At 65.3% G+C, this 24,996-nt stretch carries 26 protein-coding genes; 12 read left to right on the top strand and 14 right to left on the bottom strand.

Features of this window, described 5'->3' with window-relative positions; genetic code table 11:
• The first annotated feature begins 29 nt into the window (after positions 1–29).
• The 3 genes from BKM74_RS03220 to BKM74_RS03210 all read left to right on the top strand — a co-directional run bounded on the left by BKM74_RS03220 (position 30) and on the right by BKM74_RS03210 (position 1,588).
• Entirely contained in the window at positions 30–893 is an 864-nt protein-coding gene (locus tag BKM74_RS03220) for an MBL fold metallo-hydrolase (RefSeq protein ID WP_086464286.1), read from the top strand.
• 93 nt (positions 894–986) lie between these two features.
• Positions 987–1,241, top strand: coding sequence for a type II toxin-antitoxin system HicA family toxin (locus BKM74_RS03215; RefSeq protein WP_086464285.1), 255 nt, complete (start codon positions 987–989; stop codon positions 1,239–1,241).
• Entirely contained in the window at positions 1,238–1,588 is a 351-nt protein-coding gene (locus BKM74_RS03210; RefSeq protein WP_086464284.1) for a type II toxin-antitoxin system HicB family antitoxin, read from the top strand. Before BKM74_RS03215 ends, BKM74_RS03210 begins: the two co-directional genes overlap by 4 nt.
• Here the strand turns inward: BKM74_RS03210 and BKM74_RS03205 are convergent.
• Positions 1,539–2,105 (bottom strand): DUF2478 domain-containing protein, encoded by a 567-nt coding sequence (locus tag BKM74_RS03205; RefSeq protein WP_086464283.1) that lies wholly within the window; start codon positions 2,103–2,105, stop codon positions 1,539–1,541. The two genes, BKM74_RS03210 and BKM74_RS03205, sit on opposite strands and share 50 nt — an antisense overlap.
• A 169-nt stretch (positions 2,106–2,274) precedes the next feature.
• Between BKM74_RS03205 and BKM74_RS03200 the strand changes: the two genes are divergently transcribed.
• Positions 2,275–2,685 (top strand): universal stress protein, encoded by a 411-nt coding sequence (locus tag BKM74_RS03200; protein WP_086464282.1) that lies wholly within the window; start codon positions 2,275–2,277, stop codon positions 2,683–2,685.
• 6 nt (positions 2,686–2,691) lie between these two features.
• On the opposite strand, the gene BKM74_RS03195 is transcribed toward BKM74_RS03200, so the two are convergent.
• From BKM74_RS03195 to BKM74_RS03185, 3 genes are all read right to left on the bottom strand, one after another.
• Positions 2,692–3,933, bottom strand: a complete 1,242-nt coding sequence (locus BKM74_RS03195) for an MFS transporter (protein WP_086464281.1) — start codon at positions 3,931–3,933, stop codon at positions 2,692–2,694.
• Positions 3,934–4,002: 69 nt separating this feature from the next.
• Positions 4,003–5,544, bottom strand: a complete 1,542-nt coding sequence (locus tag BKM74_RS03190) for an acetolactate synthase large subunit (RefSeq protein ID WP_086464280.1) — start codon at positions 5,542–5,544, stop codon at positions 4,003–4,005.
• Between the two features lie 117 nt (positions 5,545–5,661).
• Positions 5,662–6,618 (bottom strand): DMT family transporter, encoded by a 957-nt coding sequence (locus BKM74_RS03185; protein ID WP_176342374.1) that lies wholly within the window; start codon positions 6,616–6,618, stop codon positions 5,662–5,664.
• Between the two features lie 137 nt (positions 6,619–6,755).
• Between BKM74_RS03185 and BKM74_RS03180 the strand changes: the two genes are divergently transcribed.
• Positions 6,756–7,880 carry a DSD1 family PLP-dependent enzyme gene (locus BKM74_RS03180; protein ID WP_086464279.1) on the top strand — a complete coding sequence of 375 codons (1,125 nt, stop codon included), beginning with the start codon at positions 6,756–6,758 and terminating at the stop codon, positions 7,878–7,880.
• 45 nt (positions 7,881–7,925) lie between these two features.
• Here BKM74_RS03180 and BKM74_RS03175 read toward each other — a convergent pair whose 3' ends face one another.
• Entirely contained in the window at positions 7,926–8,642 is a 717-nt protein-coding gene (locus tag BKM74_RS03175) for a pirin family protein (RefSeq protein ID WP_086464278.1), read from the bottom strand.
• A gap of 60 nt (positions 8,643–8,702) precedes the next feature.
• Positions 8,703–9,299, bottom strand: coding sequence for an NAD(P)H:quinone oxidoreductase (wrbA, locus tag BKM74_RS03170; RefSeq protein WP_086464277.1), 597 nt, complete (start codon positions 9,297–9,299; stop codon positions 8,703–8,705).
• Between the two features lie 139 nt (positions 9,300–9,438).
• Between wrbA and BKM74_RS03165 the strand changes: the two genes are divergently transcribed.
• From BKM74_RS03165 to grxD, 5 genes are all read left to right on the top strand, one after another.
• Positions 9,439–10,347, top strand: a complete 909-nt coding sequence (locus tag BKM74_RS03165) for a LysR family transcriptional regulator (RefSeq protein ID WP_086464276.1) — start codon at positions 9,439–9,441, stop codon at positions 10,345–10,347.
• Positions 10,348–10,571: 224 nt separating this feature from the next.
• Positions 10,572–11,261, top strand: a complete 690-nt coding sequence (gene purQ, locus BKM74_RS03160) for a phosphoribosylformylglycinamidine synthase subunit PurQ (protein WP_086464275.1) — start codon at positions 10,572–10,574, stop codon at positions 11,259–11,261.
• Positions 11,262–11,295: 34 nt separating this feature from the next.
• Positions 11,296–13,527, top strand: coding sequence for a phosphoribosylformylglycinamidine synthase subunit PurL (gene purL, locus BKM74_RS03155; protein WP_086464274.1), 2,232 nt, complete (start codon positions 11,296–11,298; stop codon positions 13,525–13,527).
• Positions 13,528–13,560: 33 nt separating this feature from the next.
• Entirely contained in the window at positions 13,561–13,797 is a 237-nt protein-coding gene (locus BKM74_RS03150; protein ID WP_086464273.1) for a BolA family protein, read from the top strand.
• Positions 13,798–13,884: 87 nt separating this feature from the next.
• Positions 13,885–14,220: a Grx4 family monothiol glutaredoxin gene (gene grxD / locus BKM74_RS03145; protein WP_086464272.1), complete on the top strand. Its 336-nt coding sequence runs from the start codon at positions 13,885–13,887 to the stop codon at positions 14,218–14,220.
• A gap of 316 nt (positions 14,221–14,536) precedes the next feature.
• Here grxD and rpsD read toward each other — a convergent pair whose 3' ends face one another.
• From rpsD to BKM74_RS03125, 4 genes are all read right to left on the bottom strand, one after another.
• A complete protein-coding gene (gene rpsD, locus BKM74_RS03140; RefSeq protein WP_086464271.1) occupies positions 14,537–15,151 on the bottom strand; it encodes a 30S ribosomal protein S4 in 615 nt (204 codons plus the stop codon).
• 208 nt (positions 15,152–15,359) lie between these two features.
• On the bottom strand, positions 15,360–16,835 hold the full coding sequence (locus tag BKM74_RS03135) for a DEAD/DEAH box helicase (RefSeq protein ID WP_086464270.1): 1,476 nt from the start codon (positions 16,833–16,835) through the stop codon (positions 15,360–15,362).
• Positions 16,836–17,150: 315 nt separating this feature from the next.
• On the bottom strand, positions 17,151–17,972 hold the full coding sequence (locus tag BKM74_RS03130) for a universal stress protein (protein WP_086464269.1): 822 nt from the start codon (positions 17,970–17,972) through the stop codon (positions 17,151–17,153).
• Between the two features lie 169 nt (positions 17,973–18,141).
• Entirely contained in the window at positions 18,142–19,965 is a 1,824-nt protein-coding gene (locus tag BKM74_RS03125) for an ABC transporter transmembrane domain-containing protein (RefSeq protein WP_176342373.1), read from the bottom strand.
• Between the two features lie 216 nt (positions 19,966–20,181).
• On the opposite strand from BKM74_RS03125, the gene rpmE reads away from it, so the two are divergent.
• Positions 20,182–20,403 carry a 50S ribosomal protein L31 gene (rpmE, locus tag BKM74_RS03120; protein WP_086464268.1) on the top strand — a complete coding sequence of 74 codons (222 nt, stop codon included), beginning with the start codon at positions 20,182–20,184 and terminating at the stop codon, positions 20,401–20,403.
• Positions 20,404–20,474: 71 nt separating this feature from the next.
• On the opposite strand, the gene BKM74_RS03115 is transcribed toward rpmE, so the two are convergent.
• On the bottom strand, positions 20,475–20,963 hold the full coding sequence (locus BKM74_RS03115) for a DUF1465 family protein (protein WP_245825776.1): 489 nt from the start codon (positions 20,961–20,963) through the stop codon (positions 20,475–20,477).
• Positions 20,964–21,260: 297 nt separating this feature from the next.
• Here BKM74_RS03115 and BKM74_RS03110 point away from each other — a divergent pair, with 297 nt between their 5' ends.
• Positions 21,261–21,737, top strand: coding sequence for an Hsp20 family protein (locus tag BKM74_RS03110; RefSeq protein WP_086464267.1), 477 nt, complete (start codon positions 21,261–21,263; stop codon positions 21,735–21,737).
• Between the two features lie 168 nt (positions 21,738–21,905).
• Here BKM74_RS03110 and BKM74_RS03105 read toward each other — a convergent pair whose 3' ends face one another.
• From BKM74_RS03105 to BKM74_RS18665, 3 genes are all read right to left on the bottom strand, one after another.
• The gene (locus BKM74_RS03105; RefSeq protein WP_086464266.1) at positions 21,906–23,177 is read right to left on the bottom strand and encodes a M16 family metallopeptidase; all 1,272 of its coding nucleotides are present in this window, start codon (positions 23,175–23,177) and stop codon (positions 21,906–21,908) included.
• A gap of 3 nt (positions 23,178–23,180) precedes the next feature.
• Entirely contained in the window at positions 23,181–24,587 is a 1,407-nt protein-coding gene (gene thrC / locus BKM74_RS03100; protein WP_086464265.1) for a threonine synthase, read from the bottom strand.
• Between the two features lie 108 nt (positions 24,588–24,695).
• A partial coding sequence (locus BKM74_RS18665; protein WP_176342372.1) for a hypothetical protein occupies positions 24,696–24,996 on the bottom strand: 301 nt, incomplete at its 5' end.

Raw genomic sequence — 24,996 nt, 5'->3', positions numbered from 1 at the left:
TGACCGGGAACAGAGAATTGGAGGACGCCATGCGCCCCACCGTTGACAGCTTCTTCGACGAGGCGACCAACACGGTCAGCCACATCGTCTCCGATCCGGCGACCGGCAAGGCGGCCATTATCGATTCGGTGCTGGATTTCGATCCGGCCTCGGGGCGCACACGCACCGATTCCGCCGACCGGCTGATCGCGCATGTAAAGGCGAAGGGCCTGTCGATCGAATGGGTTCTGGAGACCCATATCCACGCCGATCACCTGTCGGCCGCGCCTTACCTGCTGGAAAAGCTGGGCGGCAGGCTGGCGGTCGGCGCAGCCATCGCCCAGGTGCAGCAGACCTTCGGCGATCTGTTCAACGCGGAGCCCGGCTTCGCCCGCGACGGCAGCCAGTTCCAGCATCTGTTCCAGGATGGCGAGACCTTCCGGCTGGGCAGCATCGAGGCCAGGGCCATCCACACGCCGGGCCACACGCCGGCCTGCATGACCTACATCATCGGCGATGCCGGCTTTGTCGGCGACACACTGTTCATGCCGGATTACGGCACCGCGCGTTGCGACTTTCCCGGCGGTGACGCGCGCCAGCTCTATCGGTCGATCCGTAAGATCTTCGCGCTGCCGCCGGAAACAAGGCTGTTCCTGTGCCATGACTACAAGGCGCCGGGCCGTGACGACTATCGCTGGGAAACCAGCGTGGCCGAGGAACGTGCGCACAACATCCATGTGCATGATGGCGTGAGCGAGGATGATTTCGCCGCCATGCGTACCGCGCGCGACGCCACCCTGTCGATGCCGCGCCTGATCCTGCCCTCGGTGCAGGTGAACATGCGCGCCGGCGATCTGCCGCCGCCGGAGGAGAATGGTGTTCGCTACCTGAAGCTGCCCCTGAACGCGCTTTAGGGTCGCAACAGTCTTAATAGCAACTGAATATAGTTGCAAAATATCCTCGACTCGCCTATATCCGTGAAGGTTAAAGACAGGCTCCGAGAGCGCATGACACGCTGGGACAAGTTGGCCGCGCGACTGAAAAGCCGACCCCGCGACTTTACCTGGGCAGAGCTTGTCAGATTGCTGGAAGGTCTGGGCTATACCGAAGCGGCAGCAGGCAAGACCGGCGGATCGCGACGCCGCTTCGTGCATAAAGCGGCCCCGGCCTTGCTGCTGCACAAGCCCCATCCCGGCAGTATCGTGAAGATGTATGTGATCGATGAGATTGTCCGAACCCTCGGCGAGGCAGGGCTGATATGAGCAAGCTTCTGGAATACAGGAATTATTTCGGATCGGTCGAATTCAGCGAGGAAGACGAGGTCTTTCACGGCAAGCTGGAATTCATCCGCGACCTCGTGACCTTCGAGGCGGCGGACGCAAAAAGCCTGAAGGCGGCCTTCCACGAGGCAGTGGACGATTATCTTGCCTTCTGCACCGCCGAACGGCGCGATCCGGATATTCCGCTGAAGGGCAGCTTCAATGTCCGGCCAGGGCAGGAATTGCACCGTCGGGCAATGATCCTTGCCACCCGCAAGGGCCTGAACCTCAACGCCGTGGTCAGCGAGGCGCTGCGGCGCTATCTGGAAAAGGAAGAGAATGCCGCCTGAGGGCGCGGTGACACCAGTCAAGCACCGCCTCGGCCTCGGCTGGCAGGCTGTCTGCCATGCCACCATGGAAGTCGGCCCAGGCCGGGGCGTAATCCTCGCGCACCGGCACCAGAACCGGAATGCCGGCGGCCATCGCCCGCGCGATCACCGGGCGCAGGCCGGACCCGTCGGCCTCCGCCTTGCCGAAACGATTGACGACCACCAGTTCCGCCCCTGCATCGATGGCGGCTTCCAGCAGGCCCGCAGCCTCGGTCAGCGCCGCTGAATCGAGCCGGCATCCGGTCGAGAATCGCCCCAGATCCTGGGAGATGCCATGGACGGCTCCATTATCCAGATCGCGCAGCCGCATGCTGCCGCAAGCATCCGTTCCGTCGATGCCGGAATCATCCTCCTGCAGGAAGCCGGCGACCCGCACCCCGCCCTGGCGCAACTGGCCGACCACCGTCGCCAGCAATGCGTCGATCGGCGCGCGGCCCTTGAAGGGGATATCGGCGATGGCGGAGGAGATCTCGGTCATGCGGCGTTCAACTGACAGCCCAACAGGTTGATTTCGAAAAGGCTAGTCGATGGTGCGTCGCCTTGCCAGTGCCATCCTACAGGCGCAGGCTTGATATGGGTCAATGTTCCCGGCCGCGAAATATCTACTATCAAGCATAAGCGGCACCCAAAAGGAGAGGAGCGACAAAATGTACAAGAATATTCTGGTTCCCATCGACCTGACGCAGGCGGAAAAAGGCGCGGCGATGCTTTCCGTGGCCGCCAGTCTGGCCGATGCCGGCGCAAAGATTACCGCGATCAACGTACTGGAAGACCTGCCGGGCTATGTCCGCGCCGAACTGCCGACCGGTCTGATCGAGAAGAACACCAAGGCGGCAAAGGAAGATATGGCGAAGCTGGTGAAGGACAGCGGCGTTGCCGCCGCCATCCATGTCTGCGACGGCAATCCGGCCCGCGAAATTCTGGACCATGCCGAAAAGATCGGCGCCGACCTCATCATCGTCGCCTCGCACCGGCCGGGATTGCAGGATTATTTCCTCGGCTCCACCGCCGCCCGCGTCGTCCGCCACGCGGCCTGTTCGGTGCTGGTGACTCGTTAAAAGCGGTCAGGCCGGCGCCATCGCGCGCCGGCCGTCACCGAGCCGCAAGAGCAGGAACAGCGCAATGGCGATGTTCGCGAGGTTCCAGGCAAAGCCGTTCAGGAAGGCCGCCTCGTAAGACAACGTCAGATCGTAGATCGCCCCCGACATCCAGCCGCCGATCGCCATGCCGACCAGCGTCGCCGACAGCACCAGCCCGATCCGCGCGCCGGCCTCGGATGCCGGAAAATATTCCCGCACGATCATCGCATAGGTCGGCACGATGCCGCCCTGCGCCAGCCCGAACAGGGCGGAGACGATGAACAGCGGCGCCAGCCCGTCGAACGGCAGGAACAGCAGCAGCGACAGTGCCTGCAACCCGCTGCTGGTCAGCAAGGTCCAGAGTGGGCCGATACGGTCGGCCAGCCAGCCGAAGAACAGCCGGCTGATGATGCCGGTCGCCAGCATGAGCGAGAGCATCTGCGCGCCGCGCGCCGAGCCGAATCCCAGATCGGCGCACAGTGCCACGATATGGACCTGTGGCATGGCCATGGCGACGCAGCACAACACGCCGGCCGCCACCAGCAGCCCCTGCAGCAGGCGCGGTGAGAGGTTGGGCGCGGCCGGCTTTGATGGGCTGCCCGCTGCCGCCAGGATCACAGGCGCCGACGCGCGGCGGCGCAGCAGCAGCGTCAGCGGCAGGATGGTGACGAGACAGAACAGGCCGATGCCGACATGGGTCATGCGCCAGCCGACACTGTCGATGAAATGCTGCGCGATGGGCGGCCACACCGTGCCGGCCATGTAGCTGCCGCAGGCGCAGATCGCCACGGCGATGCCGCGATGCTTCGTGAACCAGCGCGAGATGTCGGCGATCATCGGCCCGAAGGTGGCGGAGCTGCCGAGCAGCCCGATCAGCACGCCATGCGCCAGCGCGAACTGCCACAGGCTCTGCGCCTGCCCGGCCAGGATGTAGCCCAGCGCCAGCATGCAGGTGCCGCCGACCAGCGGCGGCAGCACGCCGAACCGGTCAGCCAGCCGGCCCATCAGAATGCCGCCGACAGCGAATCCCACCATCAGCAGCGTATAGGGCAAGGCCGCATCGGCGCGGGCGACCTGGAATTCCGCCTCCACCGCCGGCAGGGCCACGACGACCGACCACAGGCCGACGCCGCCGATGGTGGTCACCAGCAGCGAGATCGCCAGACGAAACCAGGCATAGGGCGGATCGCCCTCCTGCATGCGGAGGGCGCCGTCGCGGTCGCTCATCGGGCGGTTCCTCCCGGCCCCTGAAGGGGCGGCGCTCTTGTTTTCCGGCGCCAGCCCCGATTGCTCTTTTTACATCACGACTTCGATCAGATGCGGCCCCTTGGCGCGCAGGGCTGATTTCATCACCTCGGCCAGCCGTTCGGCGGTCTCGACCCGCGTCGCATCGACGCCGAGGCCGCGCGCCAGATTGACCCAGCCGATGTCGGGGTCTGCGAGGCTCAGCATGTTCAGCGCCTTCGGCCCCGGATTGTTGGCGCCGACATTGGCCAGCTCGCCGCGCAGGATGTTGTAGCTGCGGTTGGAGAAGATCAGCGTCAGCACGTCCAGCTTTTCGCGCGCCTGCGTCCACAGACCCTGCACCGTGTACATGGCGCTGCCATCGGCCTGCAGCGAGACCACCTTGCGATCCGGGCAGGCGACCGCCGCCCCCGTTGCCATCGGGATACCGACGCCGATCGCGCCGCCCGAGAGCTGCAGCCAGTCCATCGGACCCGACGCATGGGTCGAGGGGAAGAAGCGCCGGCCGGTGGTAACACCCTCGTCGCAGACGATGGCGTTTTCCGGCAGCAGCGCGCCAACCACGGCGCCGATGGTCTCCGGCGTCAGCGCCCCGGTCGGGATGGAAGGCCGCTCGCGCGCCGCGATCACCAGCTTCTGCGTAGCACCCACCGCATCGGCCAGGCGCGCCAGCGCCTCCGGCTGATCCTCGGCGGGGGTCGCCATCATGATGACGTTGCAGCCTTCCGGCGCGATGAGGCTGGGCTTGTCGGGATAGGCGAAGAAGGCGACCGGATTGCGCGAGCCGATCAGGATCAGATGCTTCACCTCGGCCAGCACGGCGACCGCCTGATCCACCGGATAGGGCAGCCGCTCGATGGCGACGCGGCCCTGACCGCGCTCCATACGGGCATTGCTGGTCTCGGCCAGCAGGCCGGCGCCGGTCTTCTCGGCGATGCGGGCGGCCAGTTCCAGCGCCTCGGCGCGGACCGCCTTGTCGCCCAGCAGGATCATCACCTTCTCGCCGGATTTCAGCGCCTTGGCGGCGGCCAGGATGGCGGCCTCGTCGGCCTTGGCGCGCTCCGGGATCGCCGGCACCGGCGCGATGCCGGCACCCTCTTCCCAGGTGGCGTCGGCCGGCGCGATCAGCGTGGCGATCTGGCCCGGCGCGGTGCGCGCGGCGGCAATCGCGTCGGCGGCATCGCTGGCGATGGTGGCGGCGCTGGCGGAGGTCTTCACCCAGTGCGAATAAGGCTTTGCCGTGCCTTCGATATCGGCGGTCAGCGGGGCGTCATACTGCACGTGATAGGTGGCATGCTCGCCGACGATGTTGACCATCGGGCTGCGCGCCTTCTTGGCGTTGTGCAGATTGGCGATGCCGTTGCCCAGCCCCGGCCCGAGATGCAGCAGCGTCGAGGCAGGCTTGTCGGCCATGCGGGCATAGCCGTCCGCCGCACCGGTCGCCACGCCCTCGAACAGGCACAGCACGCAACGCACGCCATCGACCCGGTCGAGGGCGGCAACGAAGTGCATTTCCGAGGTGCCGGGATTGGTGAAGCAGACATCGACTCCGCCCGCCTTCAGGGTCCGCACCAGACTTTCAGCGCCGTTCATGATGGTTTCTTTCGCGATTATTCCGAGATGGCTGGCATCCGGGGTAACGCCCCGCCGGACGCCGGTCAAGTTGCAAACGAGATTGACATTCAGCCATGCTTCTATCGCAAGGGGAACTCACGCCCGGCGGAGGCGCTCCGCCAGTGCAATACCACCCAGCACGAAGACCAGCGCCAGCGCGTGGTAGAGCTGGAAGCGCTCGCCCAGGATCAGCACCGCCAGCAATGCTGAGAAGATCGGCACCAGATTGACGAAGACGCCGGCCCGGCCCGGCCCCACCAGCTCCACGCTGCGCAGGAAGAAGATCTGCGCCAGGAAGGAGGGGAACAGGATGATGAAACTCAGCACCGCCCAGCCGGTCAGGCTCGGCCACTGGAACCGGCCCAGCGCCGCCTCGATACCGACCAGCGGCAGCGAGGTCACCAGCGCGGCTACGGCCATCACCGAGAACATGGCAAGCCCCGATACCGCCGGGCGTTTCCGCAAGGCCACGGTGTAGCCGGCATAGAGCAGGCAGGCCATGACCATCAGCAGATCGCCATTATTGAAGGCGAGATCGGCCAGCCGCGCGATATCGCCCTGCACGGCAATGATTGCGACGCCGAAGATCGTCATCGCCACGCCGGCGAATTGCAGGCCGGTGACCGGCGTGCGGTAGGCCGCATAGGCACCCAGCAGCACGAAGACCGGAATCGAGCCCTGGATGATGCCGATATTGATCGCCACGGTGGAATGGGCGGCGATATAGAACAGTGCGTTGAAGCCGGTGAAGCCCAGCGCGCCGAGCGCGAACAGATAGCGAAGATGCCGGCGCAGCACCGGCCATTCCGCGATCAGCCGGTGGCGGGCGAACAGCGCGATCAGCAGCACGACGCCTGTCCAGCGCAGCGCGGTCAGCGCCATCGGCGACACCTCGCCGACCGCCAGCCGCCCGGCCACCGCGTTGCCGCCCCAGGATAAGGTGGTCAGCACCAGCAGCAGATAGGCATTGCCGAACAGCCAGCCGATCGGGCCTCCTGTCGGGCTCCCTGTAGGCCCCTCTGTACGCGCTGGCGGCGTGGAAGCCTTGTCCACCTTGATTACCCCGCTTTCATGGCGATTATCCCCCGCCCTCTTTATCCGTCCCACCGCCGCTTGTCACGCCGTGCGGCCACACGGTAGGCTCGTTCCCGGTGCAATGCTGCCCGCCTCCCACCGCGCGAGACCACGCCATGCCGATACCTGCCCCTGCCGCCCTTGGCGACCCGTTGTCCGAGGTGGATACCCCGGCGCTGATCCTCGACCTCGACGCCTTCGAGACCAACCTGCAATTGCTGGCCACCGCCGCGCAGGCCGCCGGGGTGCGGCTGCGCCCGCACGCCAAGACCCATAAATGCGCCGAGATCGCCAAGCGCCAGATGGCGCTGGGCGCCATCGGCATCTGCTGCCAGAAGGTCTCTGAAGCCGAGGCGATGATCGCCGCCGGCATCGACAATGTGCTGGTCAGCAACGAGGTGGTGGGCAAGGCCAAGCTCGACCGGCTGGCGGCGCTGCGCCGCCGCGCCTGGGTCGGGGTCTGCGCCGACGATGCCGGCAATGTCGATGATCTGGACGCGGCGGCGGCCCGTGCCGGGGTGCGCCTGCCGGTGCTGGTGGAGATCGATGTCGGGGCCAACCGTTGCGGCGTCGCACCCGGCGCGCCGGCGGTGGCGCTGGCCCGGCACATCGCGGCCAAGGAGAATCTGGAATTCGCCGGGCTGCAGGCCTATCAGGGCCGCGCCCAGCACATCCGCGACATCGGCGAGCGCCGCGCCGCCATCGACAAGGCGGTAGCGATGGTGCGCGAGACACTGGACGGGCTGACCGCGGCGGGCCTCGACTGCCTGATCGTCGGCGGCGCCGGCACCGGCACCTTCGAGATGGAGGCGGCGTCAGGCGTCTATAACGAGCTTCAGGCCGGCTCCTATATCTTCATGGACGCGGACTATGCCCGCAATCTGAAGGAAGGCGGGCAGGTCGTGGATACTTTCCGGCACGCGCTGTTCATCCACACCACGGTGATGAGTCACCCGGCGGCGGAGCGCGCCTATCTGGATGCCGGGCTGAAGGCCTTCAGCGTCGATTCCGGCCTGCCGACAGTCCATGAGATGGACGGGGCGGAACTGGTGCGCGCCTCGGACGAGCATGGCGTGCTGACCCTGTCCAATCCCGGAAACAGCCCGAAGCTGGGCGACAAGCTGCGGCTGATCCCCGGCCATTGCGACCCGACGGTCAACCTCTATGACTGGATCGTCGGTATCCGCAACGGCCGCGTCGAAGCGCTGTGGGAGGTCACCGCGCGCGGCGCGCTGACGTAAAAAAAACCCTCTCCCACGAGGGGAGAGGGTCATTTTCCTGGCCGCTTACGCCGCCACAGCATCCAGGTCCGGCGCATCGACCAGCACGATCTGGGTATCCTCCAGCGCCGTGATCTCGACGCTGTCCAGATCGCGGATGGCCACGCCATCGCGGGACTCGGCGCGGGTGCCGTTCACCTCGATCTTCCCGTCGGTCGAGACGAGATAGAGGTAGCGCCCCTTGCCGAGAGTGTAGCTCGTGCGGTCGCCGGCCTTGAAGCTGCCGCCCAGCACGGCCGCGTCCTGGTTGATCGGCAGCGCGCCGGTGTCGTCCGGCCGGCCAGAGGCCAGCACGGTCAGCTTGCCATTGCGGTCCTTCGGGAAGTTGCGGGCCTCCCAGTAAGGCTCGGCATGGCGCTTGTTCGGCAGGATCCATATCTGGAAGATCTGGGTGTCGTCCGGCTCTTGATTGTACTCGGAGTGGACGATGCCCTTGCCGGCACTCATCACCTGCACGTCGCCCGCCTCGGTGCGGCCGACATTGCCCAGCCGGTCGGTATGGGTAATCGCCCCTTTGCGAACATAGGTGACGATTTCCATATCGCGATGGCCATGCGGGTCGAACCCGGTGAAGGGCGAGATCGTGTCATCGTTCCAGACACGCAGCGCGCCCCAGCTCATGCGGGACATGTCGTTATAATTGGCGAAGCTGAAATGATGCTTGGCCTTCAGCCAGCCATGGTCGGCACCGCCCAGGGTGGAAAACGGACGAACCTCAATCATGATACGCACTCCTTGCCTCGCCTGCCCCGGCATTCCTGAGCCGGACAGGCCGTCAAAAAATTACTTCACCAGCTTCGCGGCGATCCCCGCGACATGCGCGCCCTGCTTGCGGGCGATGGTCAGCTCGATCTCGCTCGGCTGGCGGCTGCCATCCGGCCCGGCCACGGTGCCGGCGCCATAGGCCGAGCCGCCGCGGAATTCGCTGATATCCGTCAGCTCCTCAATCGAGTAGGGCGCACCGACCACGATCATGCCCTGATGCATCAGCGTCGGGATGAAGCCCAGAATGGTGGACTCATTGCCGCTGCCGGTGCCGGTCGAGGTGAACACGCTGCCCACCTTGCCAACCAGCGCGCCCTTCATCCACAGACCTCCGGTCTGGTCGATGAAATTGCGCATCTGCGAGGCGACGGTGCCGAAGCGCGTCGGCGCGCCGAAGATGATGGCGTCATAATCGGCCAGCTCGTCCGGCTTGGCGACCGGGGCATCCTGGTCCAGCTTCATGCCGGACTTCTTCGCCACATCCTCAGGCACCAGCTCCGGCACGCGCTTGATCGTAACCTCCGCGCCGGCGCCCTTGGCGCCCTCGGCGACGGCCTTCGCCATCGTCTCGATATGGCCGTAGGAGGAATAATAGAGAACCAGAATTTTCGCCATGTGCCTGCTCCTTCGCATCTGTTGTGACCCCGGCTCGCGACCGGACCGATCTGATGGGCAAGAGATAGCGCCGAATGACTGTCTCTTAAATCCAGCCTATGGCACAATACTGTTTCCGGACGGAAACAACGGTGCCGACATGCAGGATCTGAACGCGATGCTGGTCTTCGCCCGGGTGGTGGAGGAAGGCGGTTTCTCCGCGGCGGCGGAGAAGCTGACCCTGTCCAAATCCGCGATTTCCAAGCAGGTTGCGAAGCTGGAGGACCAGCTCGGCGTGCGCCTGCTGAACCGCACCACGCGGCGCATCAGCCTGACCGAGGCGGGCGAGCTGTTCTTCGTGCGCGCACAGGAGGTGGTGGCCGCAGCGGAAGCGGCGGAGCAGGCGGCAACCAGCCTGCAGGACGCGCCGCGCGGCACGCTGCGGCTGAACGCGCCGGTCAGCTTCGGCCGGCAGCATCTGGCGCCGGCCCTGCCGGACTTCCTTTATGTCAACCCGGACGTCACCATCGATATGACGCTGACCGACCGCTTCGTCGATCTGGTGAAGGAAGGGTACGACATGGCGATCCGCATCGGCTCGCTGCCGGATTCGACGCTGATCCAGCGCCGGCTGGCCGATGCCCACATGCTGACCGTCGCCTCGCCCGACTATCTGGCAAGGCGCGGCATGCCGCAGACGCCGCTCGACCTGCAGCGCCATGACTGCCTGTGCTACGCCTATCAGACGACCGGCGACGAATGGCGCTTCTCCGGACCGGAAGGCATCATCCGGGTGCGCGTGGCCGGGCCCTTGCGGGCGAATAATGGCGACGTGCTGATGGAGGCCGCCATCGCCGGCCTCGGCATCATCGTGCTGCCCAGCTTCCTGGCCGGAGACGCGGTGCGCGGCGGGCAGCTGGTGCCGATCCTGCGCGACTACAAACTGTCGGAAGGGGCGATCCACGCGGTCTATCCGCATGCGCGGCACGTCTCGACCAAGGTGCGGGCCTTCACCGATTTCCTCGCCAAGCGCTTTGGCGGCAAGCCCTATTGGGACCGGGATTTGTAGCGTGAGCAGGGCATTCCATTTCCTTCGTCATGGTCGGACTTGATCCGACCATCCAGCGAACGGTGCCGCTTGTCTGGACCCTCGGGTCAAGCCCGACGGTGACGAAGGAGAGAATGGCATCTCCCCGCCCCCGCTTCCGCTTGCCTTTCGGCGCTTGCGGGCATAGTGTCGCCCCGATTTCGCACCCCCAATTCGCACTCCAGGCCGCAAGGGGCGACAGCGCCATGAAATCCGCCATCATTCTCTTCCCCGGCACCAACCGCGAGCAGGATATGCGCGCGGCGCTCCGGCAATCCTCCGGCGTCGACCCCTATCTCGTCTTCCACCGCGAAAGCGAGGTGCCCGAGGTCGATCTGATCGTCATTCCCGGCGGCTTTGCCCATGGCGATTATCTGCGTTGCGGCGCGATGGCCGCGCACTCCCCGGTGATGCGCGACGTGATCGCCAAGGCCAAGCGCGGCGTGCCGGTGCTGGGCGTGTGCAACGGCTTTCAGGTACTGACCGAAACCGGATTGCTGCCCGGCGCGCTGATGCGCAATGCCGATCTGAAATTCGTCTGCCGCAATGTCGATCTGCGCGTCGAGACCAGCCAGTCGCTCTTCACCAGCGGTCTCGCCGAGGGGCAGGTGATGAACGTGCCGGTCGCCCATCATGACGGCAATTACTTCGCCGACGAGGCAACGCTGGACCGGCTGGAAGGCGAGGGCCGCGTGGCCTTCCGCTATTGCGCGACGGATGGCGCGGTCGATAGCACCGGCAACCCGAACGGATCGGCCCGCAACATCGCCGGCATCTTCAACGAGACCAAGACAGTGCTGGGCCTGATGCCGCATCCCGAGGACGCCGTCGAGGCGATCCAGGGCGGCACCGACGGGCGCGGCCTGTTCGACGGCATCGTGCGCGCGCTATCCTGATTTCTTCACACTGCTTCATGGGAACCCATCTGGCATGACCGCAACCGAGGCCAGCCGGCGGAACGTCGCCATCACCCCCGAGATCGTCGCCGAACACGGGCTGACGACCGAGGAATATGACCGCGTCCTGAAGATCATGGGCCGCGAACCGAGCATCACCGAGCTTGGCATCTTCTCGGTGATGTGGAGCGAGCATTGCTCCTACAAATCCTCGCGCATCTGGCTGAAGACGCTGCCGACCAAGGGGCCGCGCGTCATCCAGGGGCCAGGCGAGAATGCCGGCGTGGTCGATATCGGCGACGGGCAAGCGGCGATCTTCAAGATCGAGAGCCACAACCACCCCTCCTTCATCGAACCCTATCAGGGCGCTGCGACCGGTGTCGGCGGCATATTGCGCGACGTGTTCACCATGGGTGCCAGGCCCATCGCCAACATGAACGCGCTGCGCTTCGGCGACCCCAGCCATCCGAAGACCCGGCATCTGGTGTCCGGCGTGGTGTCGGGCATCGGCGGCTACGGCAATTCGGTCGGCGTGCCGACGGTCGGCGGCGAGACCAATTTCGATCCGTCCTACAATGGCAACATCCTGGTCAACGCCATGACGGTGGGCATCGCGCGCACCGACCGCATCTTCTATTCCAAGGCGGCGGGCGTCGGTAATCCGGTGGTCTATGTCGGCGCCAAGACCGGGCGCGACGGCATCCACGGCGCCACCATGGCGTCAGCCGAATTCACCGACGACAGCGAGGAGAAGCGCCCGACCGTGCAGGTCGGCGACCCGTTCACCGAGAAGCTGCTGATCGAAGCCTGCCTGGAGCTGATGGCCGAGGACGCCATCGTCGCCATCCAGGACATGGGCGCAGCCGGCCTCACCTCCTCCTCCGTCGAGATGGCCTCCAAGGGCGAGCTTGGCATCGAACTGGAGATCGACCGCGTGCCGATGCGCGAGACCGGCATGACCCCCTATGAGGTGATGCTGTCGGAAAGCCAGGAGCGCATGCTGATCGTCCTGAAGCCGGAGGCGGAAGCCAAGGCCCGGGCGATCTTCGACAAGTGGGAGCTGGATTTCGCCGTCATCGGCCGGCTGACCGACAGCGGCAATCTGGTGCTGAAGATGCACGGTGAGACCTATGCCGACATCCCGGTGGCACCGCTTGTCGCCGAAGCGCCGGAATATGACCGGCCGTGGGTGCCGACCGAAAAGCCGGCCACCATCGCGGCGGCGGACCTTAAGCGTGAGATCGGCGTGCTGGACGCGCTGAAGGAACTGGTCGGCGGGCCGCACCTCGCCAGCCGGCGCTGGATCTGGGAACAGTACGATCATCTGGTGATGGGCAACACCATCCAGCGGCCGGGCGGCGATTCCGCCGTTGTGCGCATCGAGGGCGGCAGCAAGGGCATCGCCATCACCACCGACTGCACGCCGCGCTATTGCTACAGCCACCCGGAGACGGGCGGCGCGCAGGCGGTGGCGGAAAGCTGGCGTAATCTGACTGCCGTGGGCGCCGACCCCATCGCCGTCACCAACAATCTGAATTTCGGCAACCCGCAGCGCCCGGAAATCATGGGCCAGCTGGTCGGCTGCATCAAAGGCATGGGCGAGGCCTGCCGCGCGCTCGACTTCCCGGTCGTGTCCGGCAATGTCTCGCTGTACAACGAGACCAATGGCAAGGGCATCCTGCCGACCCCGGTGATTGGCGGCGTCGGGCTGCTGCCGGACGTGGCGCAGCAGGCGACGCTGGCGCTGCGCAAACCCGGCGAAACGATGGTGCTGATCGGCGATCATGCCGGCTGGCTGGGCTCGTCGCTCTATCTGCAGGAAATCGAGCAGCGCCGCGAGGGCGCGCCGCCGCCGGTCGATCTGGCCGCCGAGCGCCGCAATGGCGATTTCGTCCGCGCGCAGATTCGCGCCGGCACACTTAGCGCCGTGCATGATCTCTCCGATGGCGGGTTGCTGGTCACGGTCGCCGAGATGGCGATGGCCGGCGGCGTAGGTGCCGCGCTTGAGCCAAAGGCCACCGGCAAGGAGCTCGCCGCCTGGTGCTTCGGCGAAGATCAGGCCTGCTATGTCGTCGCGACATCCGATCCCGCAAGCCTGCTGGCGGCGGCGGAAAAGGCCGGTGTGCCGGCGGCACGCATCGGGATAACTGGTGGGGCCGAATTGACAGTGGCGGGTGCCGGTGCCATATCGGTGGGAGCGCTGCGCCGGGCCCATGAGGATTGGTTCCCGTCCTACATGGATCAGGCGGCGGCAGGGAACGCGTAAAAGCTTACCGGCGACGGATAGGGAGACGAGCAGATGCCGATGGATTTGGGCGAGATCGAGCGCATGATCAAACAGGCGCTGCCCGATGCCGCGGTGACGATCGAGGATCTGCGGGGCGACGGCGATCATTATGCCGCCCATGTCGTCTCATCATCCTTCGCCGGCAAGAGCCGTGTCCAGCAGCACCAGATGGTCTATCAGGCGCTGCAGGGCCGTATGGGCAACGAGCTGCACGCGCTGGCGTTGCAGACCTCGGTGCCAGACGCTTAAAACCGGGAACCTACAGCCAGCCGCCGGGACAGCCGGCGCAACGCACCAGCCGCCGGCCTTGCCGGCGCAAGCAAAGGAATTGGAACCATGGACGCTACGGTTCGCGACCGCATTCAAGGCGAGATCGACAGCAACGATGTCGTGCTGTTCATGAAGGGCACCCCGACCTTCCCGCAGTGCGGCTTCTCCGCCGTCGTCGTGCAGGTGCTGAACCATCTCGGGCTCGACTACAAGGGCATCAATGTGCTGGAAGACCCGTCGGTGCGCGACGGCATCAAGGATTTCAGCAACTGGCCGACCATCCCGCAGCTCTATGTGAAGGGCGAGTTCGTCGGCGGCTGCGACATCGTGCGCGAGATGTACGAGACCGGCGAGCTGACCGAGATGCTCAGCACCCGCGGCTTCAAGGTCGCGGTGGAATAGCCGCTCTTCCGCCTGTATCGGATACCGGAAAGGCCGCCCATTTGGGCGGCCTTTTACGTTGCCTTATCCCCCTTCTCCCCTTGCGGGAGAAGGGTTTCCCTCCCCGATGTCCTTCGAGACGCGCGCTTAAGCGCGCTCCTCAGGACGAGGGGAGAGTGGGATCACCGGCAGTGACACTAGGTGACCTCATGCTGAGGAGCGACCGTTAGGTCGCGTCTCGAAGCATAAGGCCGCTCAATGAATTCCCCCGCTCCCCAAACGAAAACGGCCCGGCTGTGAGGCCGGGCCGCGTCGTAATCGGGATGTCCCGTACCGGTTAGCGCGAGTAGAACTCGACCACCTGGTTCGGTTCCATCGACACCGGGTAGGGCACATCGGCCAGCTTCGGCGTGCGCACGAAGGTGCCCTTCATGGCGCCATGATCGACGTCCAGATAGTCCGGCACATCGCGCTCGCCCGACTGGCTGCCTTCCAGCACCAGCGGCAGCTGACGGGATTTTTCCTTCACCTCGATCACATCGCCCTCGCGGACCATGTAGGACGGGATGTTCACGCGCTTGCCATTGACCTTGATGTGGCCATGGTTCACGAACTGGCGTGCCGCGAACACGGTCGGCACGAACTTCATGCGGTAGATCACGGCGTCCAGGCGGCGCTCCAGCAGGCCGATCAGGTTCTCGCCGGTGTCGCCCTTCAGGCGCTCGGCCTCCTCATAGAGGCGGCGGAACTGGCGCTCGCCGATATTGCCGTAATAGCCCTTCAGCTTCTGCTTGGCCATCAGCTGCACGCCGTAATCGGTCGGCTTGCGGCGGCGCTGGCCATGCTGGCCCGGGCGGTAATCGCGCTTGTTCAGCGGGCTCTTCGGCCGGCCCCAGAGGTTTACGCTGAGGCGGCGGTCGATTTTATATTTGGATTCCTGACGCTTCGACATTCTCTAAACCTTGCTCCGTTTATACGGATGGTGATGTCCCGGTAGGTCCTGCGGGTCTTGTAAGACCCCGGACGGGAATGCGCGCGCGTTGACGCCCACTCCGCTTTCCCGGGAATGAAGGCGCGCAGTATAGGGATCGGCGCGCCCGAGTCAAACCAAGAGTCAAACGATCACCCCCGGCACAAAACCGGGGGTGATGAGAGAGATGTTAGCTGGCCTTGCGGCTGCGCCACGGGCGGTTGCCGCTCTTACCGGCACCCTCGCCCTGCTCGGCACGGGCCGGGCGATTGCCATTGTCGGCGTGCGGCGCACGCTTCATGAAGGACATGCCGGCCATCGAGTCGGCGGCCTGTTCCCCGCGCGGCTCATTACCACGCGACTCAGCAGCCCGGCCTTCTTCCTGGCGCGGACGCTGCGGCTTGTGCGCGTGATTCGGACGACCCTGATTCGGGCGGCCCTGATTCGGGCGCCCCTGGTTCGGACGGCCGTGATTCGGCCGCGGGCCGCGCTCGCGCGGCTCATCGGCCGTCGCGACTGCGCCTTCCGGAAGGGCACGCTGCAGCTCCGGCACCTTCTGGCGGGTCAGCCGTTCGATGTCGCGCAGGAAGGACCGCTCGTCACGGTCACAGAACGAGATCGCCATGCCGTCGGCACCGGCGCGCGCGGTGCGGCCGATCCGGTGGACATAGCTTTCCGCGATGTTCGGCAGGTCGAAATTGATGACGTGGGTAACGCCGTCAACATCGATGCCGCGCGCGGCGATATCGGTGGCGATCAGCACCTTGCAGGCGCCGTCACGGAAGGCGGCAAGCGCCCGCTCGCGCTGGGACTGCGACTTGTTGCCATGGATCGCGGCGGAGACGACGCCGGCAGATTCCAGGGAGCGGACGATCTTGTCGGCGCCATGCTTGGTCCGGCTGAACACCAGCGTGCGGCCGAAGCCCATCTTCTCGTCGGTCAGCAGATCGGCCAGCAGCGCGCGCTTCAGCCCGGCCGGCACGAAGATGACCTGCTGCGACACCCGCTCCGCCGTGGAGGCGACGGGGGTGACGGCAACCTTCACCGGATCGACCAGCAATTCGCCGGCCAGACCTTCGATCTCGCGCGGCATGGTGGCCGAGAAGAACAGGTTCTGGCGCTTCGGCGACAGGGTCTTCACGATGCGGCGGATCGGCAGGATGAAGCCCATATCGAGCATCTGGTCGGCCTCGTCGAGCACGAAGATCTCGACCTGGTCGAGACGCACGCTGCGGCTCTGCAGATGATCGATCAGGCGGCCCGGCGTGGCGACGACGATATCGACGCCGCGCTGCAGCGCCTTGATCTGCGGACCGGCGGACACGCCGCCGAACACCGTCGCGACGGAGAGGTTGAGGAACTTGCCATAGACCCGGAAGCTCTCGGCGATCTGGCTGGCCAGTTCGCGCGTCGGGCTGAGGACCAGCACGCGGCAGGAGCCGCGCGGCGTCTTGATGTGGTTCCCCTCGGCGGTCAGCCGATGCAGGATCGGCAGGGCGAAGGCGGCAGTCTTGCCGGTGCCCGTCTGGGCGATGCCCAGCAGGTCGCGGCCCTGCATGACCGGCGTGATCGCCTGGGCCTGAATCGGGGTGGGGGTATCGTAGCCTTCCGCAGTCACAGCTTGAAGCAGCGGCGCGGCAAGGCCGAGATCGGTAAATTTAGTCAAAATGGGAAACTTTCGCTTACAGGCCCGCAAACAGCGGCTGGCCGACTCATGCCGGCCTTGCGTCATACCATCACGGGCATTTCGGGGACGCCCCGCGTGGCCTGGGCGATCTGGGAATTCCTGTGTGGCGCGCGACAGTACCGGTTGCCTTGAGAAGGCAGCGTTCACGCGGTCGGCGCGCCTAGGTCCGCTTTATGCGGCAGTGCACAAATGCGCCTTCCGCAGCGCAATGTCAAGGCATTAGCCGTTGCGGACAAATGCAGGCAGGCAGAAACCCTCTCCCCTTCGCGGGAGAGGGTTGCATGGATTTCCGCCCTAGCGCGACAGCACCACCGGCACGGTCATGTGGTCAAGGATGGTGCGGGTGCTGCCGCCCAGCACATATTCACGCAGGCGCGAATGGCCGTAGGCGCCGATGACGATGAGCCGCGCATCGCGGTCCGCCGCCAGGTTCAGCAGCACGTCGCCGGGGTCGAGTTCGGTCGAGGGCTCGTGCTGCAGCGTGACCTTCAGATCGTGGCGGGCGAGATACTGCGCCGCTTCCTCGCCGCTGACCACGGCATCGCCGCCGACGGTGACCAGCGTCACCTTGCCGGCCAGCTTCAGCATCGGCAGCGCGTCATGCAGCGCGCGCGCGGCCTCGCGGCCACCATTCCAGCCGACCAGCGCCTCGCCACCGGCAATCGGCTTCGCGCCGATGTTGGGGACCATCAGGATCGGCGTGGAGGCGTTCATCACCAGATCGCCGGGCAGCATCGCCACATCGTCGGGCACATTATCGTCCACCGGCTGGCCGATGACGATCAGGTCGGCGCAGCGCGCCGCCTCGGCAACCGCCATCGCCAACGGCGCGGCATAAACCCGCCAGTCGCTGCGGGAGGTCCAGTCGGCCAGCTTCACCTGGTGCGTGAAGGCGTCGCGCAGCTTGCCCAGCCGCTCTTCCTCGGCGCCGTCCAGCTGCTCCAGAACCGTATCGGGGATCGCGCCCATCGAATAAACCGGCACGGCGATCGGGCGTTTCACGCCAACGCCAACCAGATGGGCATCCAGCCGGGCGGCGAGATCGAGGGCGGCACCAACGACGCGCGCAGCCTCGTCGGATTCGGTGATGGTGACGACAATAGTCTTGATGGACATGATCGCGTTCCTTCCTTGAGGATGGCCTTCCTTCCGGATGGCTCCAGAGCGTTGGGCGTCATGCAGTGGAGAACATCATACACCCTTTCCCGTGACATTGATTTGCATCAAGAAGGACGCAGCCCTTCACACAGGACAGGGTCGGCCGCCCAGAGTCAGGAGAACAGGGTCAGCCGCCCACGGCGGCATCCGCGACATGCTGGTCGAACTGCAGCGTCGCCAGCCGGGCATAGAGTCCGCCTTGGCGCATCAGCTCGGCATGGCTGCCGCTGGCGGCGATACGGCCCTGATCCAGCACCACGATGCGGTCCGCCTTCAGCACTGTGGCCAGCCGGTGCGCAATGACCAGCGTGGTGCGCCCGGCCATCAGCCGGTCCAGCGCCGTCTGCACCAGCCGCTCGCTCTCCGAATCCAGCGCGCTGGTCGCCTCGTCCAGCAGCAGCACGGCGGGGTCGCGCAGGATGGCGCGCGCAATGGCGAGGCGCTGGCGCTGGCCGCCGGACAGCCGCACGCCCTTTTCGCCGAGGAAAGTGTTGAAGCCCTCGGGCAACCGGTCCAGGAACTCATCCGCCGCCGCCGCCTCGGCAGCGGCGCGCACCTCTTCATCGCTGGCATCGGGGCGACCGTAGCGGATATTCTCGAACGCATTGGCGGAGAAGATCACCGGCTCCTGCGGCACCAGGCCAAGGCGGGCGCGCAGCGCCCTGGGATCGGCCTGCCGCACATCGACGCCATCCAGCCGGACGGTACCGGATTCCGGATCGTAGAAGCGCAGCAGAAGCTGGAACACCGTGGTCTTGCCGGCACCGGACGGGCCGACCAGCGCCACCTTCTCGCCCGGTTGCACGGTCAGCGAGAACTCCTCAAGCGCCGCGCGGTCGGGCCGCGCCGGATAATGGAAGCGCACGCGGTCGAATTCGATGCCGCCCAGCGGCGGTTCCGGCAGCGCTACCGGCAGGGACGGCGCCGGCACCGGCGACGGGGCGGCCAGCAATTCCATCAGCCGCTCGGTAGCACCCGCCGCACGCTGCAGATCGCCGATCACCTCGGAGATCGCGCCGACCGCGCCGGCCACCACCACGGCGTAGAACACGAAGGCCGACAGCTCGCCGCCGCTGATCGTGCCGTCGATGACGCTGCGCCCGCCCAGCCACAGGATGGCGGCGACGGCGCTGAACACCAGCACGATGACGGTGGCGGTCAGCATGGCGCGCGCCGCGACCCGGCGGACAGAGGTGGCGAAGGCGCGCTCCACCTGGGCGGCGAACAGCGCCCGGTCCTCGCCCTCATGGGTGAAGGACTGCACAGTGCGGATCGCGTTCAGGCTTTCCTCGATATAGGCACCGACATCGGCCAGCCGGTCCTGGCTGTCGCGCGACAGCCGGCGCACCTTGCGGCCATAGATCAGGATCGGCGCGACGACCAGCGGCACGACCAGGAAAACCAGGCCGGTCAGCACCGGGCTGGTGATGACCAGCATCACCGTGCCGCCCATGAACAACAGCGTGTTGCGCAGCGCGATGGAGGCCGACGAACCGACCACCACCTGCACCAGCGTGGTGTCGCTGGTCAGCCGCGACAGCACCTCGCCGGTGCGCGTCGTCTCGAAGAAGCCGGGGCTCAGGCTCAGCACATGGTCGAATACCGCCTTGCGGATATCGGCCACCACCCGCTCGCCGATCCAGGACACCAGATAGAAGCGCGCATAGCTGGCCACTGCCAGCACCAGCACCACGCCGAACAGCACGATGACCGCCTGATCCAGCAGCGCCGGATTGCCGGCGCCAAAGGCCCCGTCCACCAGATAGCGCAGCCCCAGGCCGAGGCCCAGCACCGTGGAAGCGGCGATGACCAGCGCCGCCAGCGCGCCGGCGATCTGCGTCTTGTAAGGCCGAAGGAAGCGCAGCAGATGGCGCAACGGCCCCAGCCGCTTGCCACCGTCCGGCAGTACCGCTGCCCCGCTTTCCGTATAGACCCGTTCGCGAATCGCCATCTGCAACGCCCTCTACAGCGTATTTTCCCTTGCCCTACAGCAATTTCCCGGTCATTTCCAGCGGTGCCGCCGCGACCGGGCGTCACGCCGGAACTTGTGGCGGGACATCGTGACCTGAAACCGTGGCGCGTATGGGGCTTGCCTCACCGCACCTGCTTCTGTATATACGGCGGCTCGCATATTTTGCCCTCTATTCTCCGACCGGCGGATTTGGCTATGAAGCAGGAAATTCATCCCGACTATCACGAGATCACGGTCCTGATGACCGATGGCACCTCCTACAAGACCCGTTCCACCTGGGGCAAGGAAGGTGACACGCTGCGTCTGGAGATCGATCCGACGTCGCATCCGGCCTGGACCGGGCAGCATCGCCTGCTCGACAGCGGCGGTCAGGTCGCGAAGTTCAACAAGCGCTTCGCCAATCTCGGTATCGGCTGAGCCTGTTCGACCGCGATTGCGGCCAGAATTGCGGATGAGGCGCCGGTTTCCGGCGCCTTTTTCGTTGGGGATCAGTTCGTATCCAGCATCCGGTCCAGCCGTTCGATGCGCTGATAGACGGTGAGGCTGCGATCCATCAGATGGCGCAGCTGCGCCGGCATGTCCAGCCGGGCCATATCCCGCTCCGCCAGGCACACCTCCCGGCCGCCCAGCCGATAGCGCTCCTCGCACGCCTCTTCCGACGTCAGTTCGCCGTAATGCACCGCTTTTTGCACCATGATCCAGGCCATTGCCTGGGTCAGGCGCGAGGTCATGCGCATGGTTTCGCAGCTGAGCTGCGCCTCGTCGATCCGCTCGACCATGATGCGCACGCGCTCCAGGCCCGGTCGCGATGACCGGCCGTTAGGAACCGCGCGCGCCGGCTGGCGCCGCAACCGTGTCCTCTGGCAGGCCTCCAGATAATCCCGCGTCTCGACGATCAGGTCGAAAAGCTCGCTGTAGGTCCGCTCCAGAAGCAGCGTGGTCTGTTGCATCGCGCCCATATTCGCGACCTGTGCCACCTGAAATTGCCACCAAAAATCATTCCGCCTGTGAAACAGTATGGCGGCAAAATCAAATCATTCCAAGCCCATAGCTGCATATATCCCGTGATACCGCGTTAACCATCCTATCTATTGAAATTGCCGGACGACAGCGCGTGCCCGCGCGCGCTGTCGGGTTTCTTTCGACCTCTTGACGCCGGTTTTCGGCTTCCCATATCTGGGATGTGGATCGCCACTGACGGGGTCCACGCAAGGTAAGGCCCGACCCAGAGGGTGGGCCGCACACACAGCATGTTGCTTCAGGAGGACATGACAATGCGTAGTTTCGACCTTTCCCCGCTTTTCCGTTCGACCGTCGGCTTCGACCGCATGATGCGGCTGCTTGATGAGAGCATGCGCAACAGCGTCCAGCAGGCGCCGACCTATCCGCCCTACAACATCGAGAAGCTGGAGGAAGACCAGTACCGCATCACCATGGCGGTCGCCGGTTTCGCCGAGTCCGATCTCGATGTGACGCTGCAGAACAACACGCTGGTCATCAGCGGCCGCAGCGAACAGGCTGAAGAGACCCCCGAGGAAGGCCGTTTCCTCTATCGCGGCATTGCCCGCCGCGCCTTCGAGCGCCGCTTCGAGTTGGCCGAGACCGTGAAGGTCTCCGGCGCGCGCATGGAGAATGGCCTGCTGCATGTCGATCTGGTGCGCGAAGTGCCCGAAGCGGCAAAGCCCCGCAAGATCGAGATCGCCGGCAGCGCGGCGGCCAGCAAGACCATCGAAGGCAAGAAGGCTGCCTGACCCGGTCTGATCCCTGATAGTTCCCGTTTTCCCTGACGGGCACGGCGGCATCCAGAGATGGATGCCGCCGTTTCTGTTTGGACTCTGGGGCATCCAGAGATGGATGCCGCCGTTTCTGTTTGGACTCTGGGGCATCCACAACGGATGCCGCCGTTTCTGTATCTGCCCCTACGCCGCCAGGCGTTCGACGATGCGGTCCAGCGTCTCGACATGGGAGACCGGGCCGATGCTGGCCAGCGTCGGACGCGCCGACAGCAGCCGGGCAACCACCCGCTCCACGGCGGCGGCATCGACCGCCTCCACCTTCTCCACCAGCTCTTCCGGCGAAACCGCGCGGCCATAGACCATGAGCTGCTGTGCCAGCTGCTCGCAGCGATTGCCGGTCGATTCCCGACCCATCAGCAGCCCGGCCTTCAGCTGTGCGCGGGCGCGGGCCAGTTCCGCTTCCGTCAGGCTGCCGGCCAGGGTGCGGAAGCTGTCGCACAGCACCGGCACCAGCTCGGCCACCTGCTCGTCGCCGGTGCCGGCATAGATGCCGAACAGCCCGCCATCGCGGAAGGCCGACTGGAAGGAATAGATCGAATAGACCAACCCGCGCTTTTCCCGGATTTCCTGGAACAGCCGCGAAGACATGCCGCCGCCGAACAGGGTTGAGAACACCGACAGCGCGTAATAATCCGGGTCGTCATAGGACATGGAGTCGAAGCCCAGCAGCAGATGCACCTGCTCCAGATCGCGCTCCTCCCGCCGCTCGCCGCCGCGATAGGCGGCGGCGGCTTCCGTCTTCTCCTCGGTCGGCTGCAGATCGGCGAAGGCATTGCCCACCATCTCCACCACCCGGTCGTGATCGACCTTGCCGGCGGCGGCGAACACCATTTTCTGCGGACCGTATTGCTGGCCGATATAATCCATCAGCGTGTCGCGGCGCATGGCGTTAACACTGTCCGCCGTGCCCAGCACCGGCCGGCCCATCGGCTGGTCAGGATAGGCGGTTTCCTGGAAGAAATCGAAGATGATGTCGTCCGGCGTGTCGTTCGCCTGGCCGATTTCCTGCACCACCACCTGCTGCTCGCGGCGCAGTTCCTCCGCATCGAAGGTGGAGTGCTGCAATATGTCGGACAGGATATCGACCGCCAGCGGCACGTCATCAGCCAGCACCTTGGCGTAATAGGCGGTGTTCTCGCGGCTGGTATAGGCGTTCAGCACGCCGCCCACCGCCTCGATCTCCTCGGCGATGGCCTGCGGGCTGCGCCGTTCCGTGCCCTTGAAGGCCATATGCTCCAGCAGGTGCGAGATACCGTTGATCTCGGCTTCCTCATGGCGCGTGCCCACGCCAACCCAGGCGCCAAGCGAGACGGATTCGACATGCGCCATATGGTCGGTGGCGACGCGCAGCCCGTTCGGCAGGGTGGTGATGCGCACGCTGTCGCTGTTCTTCATGGGTCAGACGGCCTCCTTCTGGCCGGTCTTCTCGGAAACATAGGCCTGCACGGCGGCAAGCTCGTTGGGCAGCACCGCCACCCGCTCCTCGCGCTCGAACAGATCGGCCAGGCGCGGCGGGAGGGCCGGGCGGATGCCGGTCGCCTGTTCCACCGCATCGGGGAATTTGGCGGGATGCGCACAGGCCAGCGCAATCACCGCGATATCGGGATCGAGCTCTAATGCCCTGGCCGCGCCGACACCGACAGCGGTGTGCGGATCGAGGATCTCCCCGGTTTCGCCATGCACGGCGCGGATGATTCCCTGGGTCTGGGTATCGTCGATGCGGTGTGCTTCGAACAATGCCCTGGCGCGGCCCAGCTGGTTATCGCCCACCGTGAAGCTGCCGGTGGCGCGGAACCCCTTCATGGTCTCGGCCACCAGCGCGCCATCGCGGTCCAGCATGTCGAACAGCAGACGCTCGAAATTGCTGGAGACCTGGATATCCATGGACGGGCTGAGGCTGGGCTCGACGCCGGTGATCTTCATCTCGCCGGACTGGAAGAAGCGGGTCAGGATGTCGTTGCGGTTCGACCCGACGATCAGCTTCTCGATTGGCAGGCCCATCTGCTTTGCGGCATAGGCGGCATAGACATTGCCGAAATTGCCGGTCGGCACGGAAAACGCGATGCGGCGGTCCGGCGCGCCCAGCGCCACCCCGGCGGCGAAATAATAGACGATCTGCGCCATGATGCGCGCCCAGTTGATCGAGTTCACCGCCGACAGGTTCTGCCGCGCCCGGAAGGCCGGGTCATTGAACATCGCCTTTACCTGGTCCTGGCAGTCGTCGAAGGTGCCTTCCAGCGCGATATTGTGCACGTTGGAGGACAGCACCGTGGTCATCTGCCGGCGCTGCACCTCGGAGGTGCGGCCCCTGGGGTGCAGGATGAAGATATCGATGGACGACCGGTCGCGGCAGGCCTCGATGGCGGCCGATCCGGTATCGCCGGAGGTGGCGCCGACGATGGTCACGCGCTCGCCGCGCTTGGTCAGCACATGATCGAACAAGCGCCCCAGCAGCTGCAGCGCCACATCCTTGAAGGCCAGCGTCGGCCCGTGGAACAGTTCCAGCAGCCAGAAATTCTGGTCCAGCTGCTTCAGCGGCGTGACCGCCTTGTGGTCGAAGCTGGCGTAGGACTCCCGCACGATGCGCGCGAAATCGGCATCGGAAATGGCGCCGCCCAGGAAGGGGCGCATGATTCGCTCTGCGATCTCGACATAGGAAAGCCCGCGCATCGCGCGCAGCTCGGTGGCGCTGAAGACCGGCCATTCCTGCGGCACATAGAGGCCGCCATCGGTGGCGAGGCCCGCCAGCAGCACCCCTTCGAAATCGAGGGTCGGGGCGCTTCCGCGCGTGCTCACATACTTCATCGGGCAGGCTCCATCGCTCACGCGGGCCAAAGGCGGTTCATCGGAGCGCACAACCTAATGCCGGACCGGGGACTCTTCAAGGCGGGGCGGAGTGTAGCCTCTTTCGGCTTAAGCAGAGGAAAGTCTAGTCTCTATAGCCTCAAGCGCTTTCACGTGCTTATCAGTCGGTAGCGGTGCCTCGCAAAAAAAGCGATTGTGTTCGAAAGGAGAACCCACACGACGCTCTATCGTGAATGGCACAGGATTTAGGCCAGCGATCTTTGTATTATCTGCACCGATAGCGAATCTAATAAATCCAATATTTTCATTTTTATGTGGCGTATACTTCATAGATTCGCCCACAATTCCAGATATTGTTGAAAAATTCACAAATAAGTTTTCTATATTTTTTTCAAACTCAACAACTATC

This window comes from Oceanibaculum nanhaiense (assembly GCF_002148795.1).
Classification (GTDB): domain Bacteria; phylum Pseudomonadota; class Alphaproteobacteria; order Oceanibaculales; family Oceanibaculaceae; genus Oceanibaculum; species Oceanibaculum nanhaiense.
The sequence above is the reverse complement of the archived record's forward strand: the minus strand, read 5'-3'. Positions and strand labels throughout refer to the sequence as shown.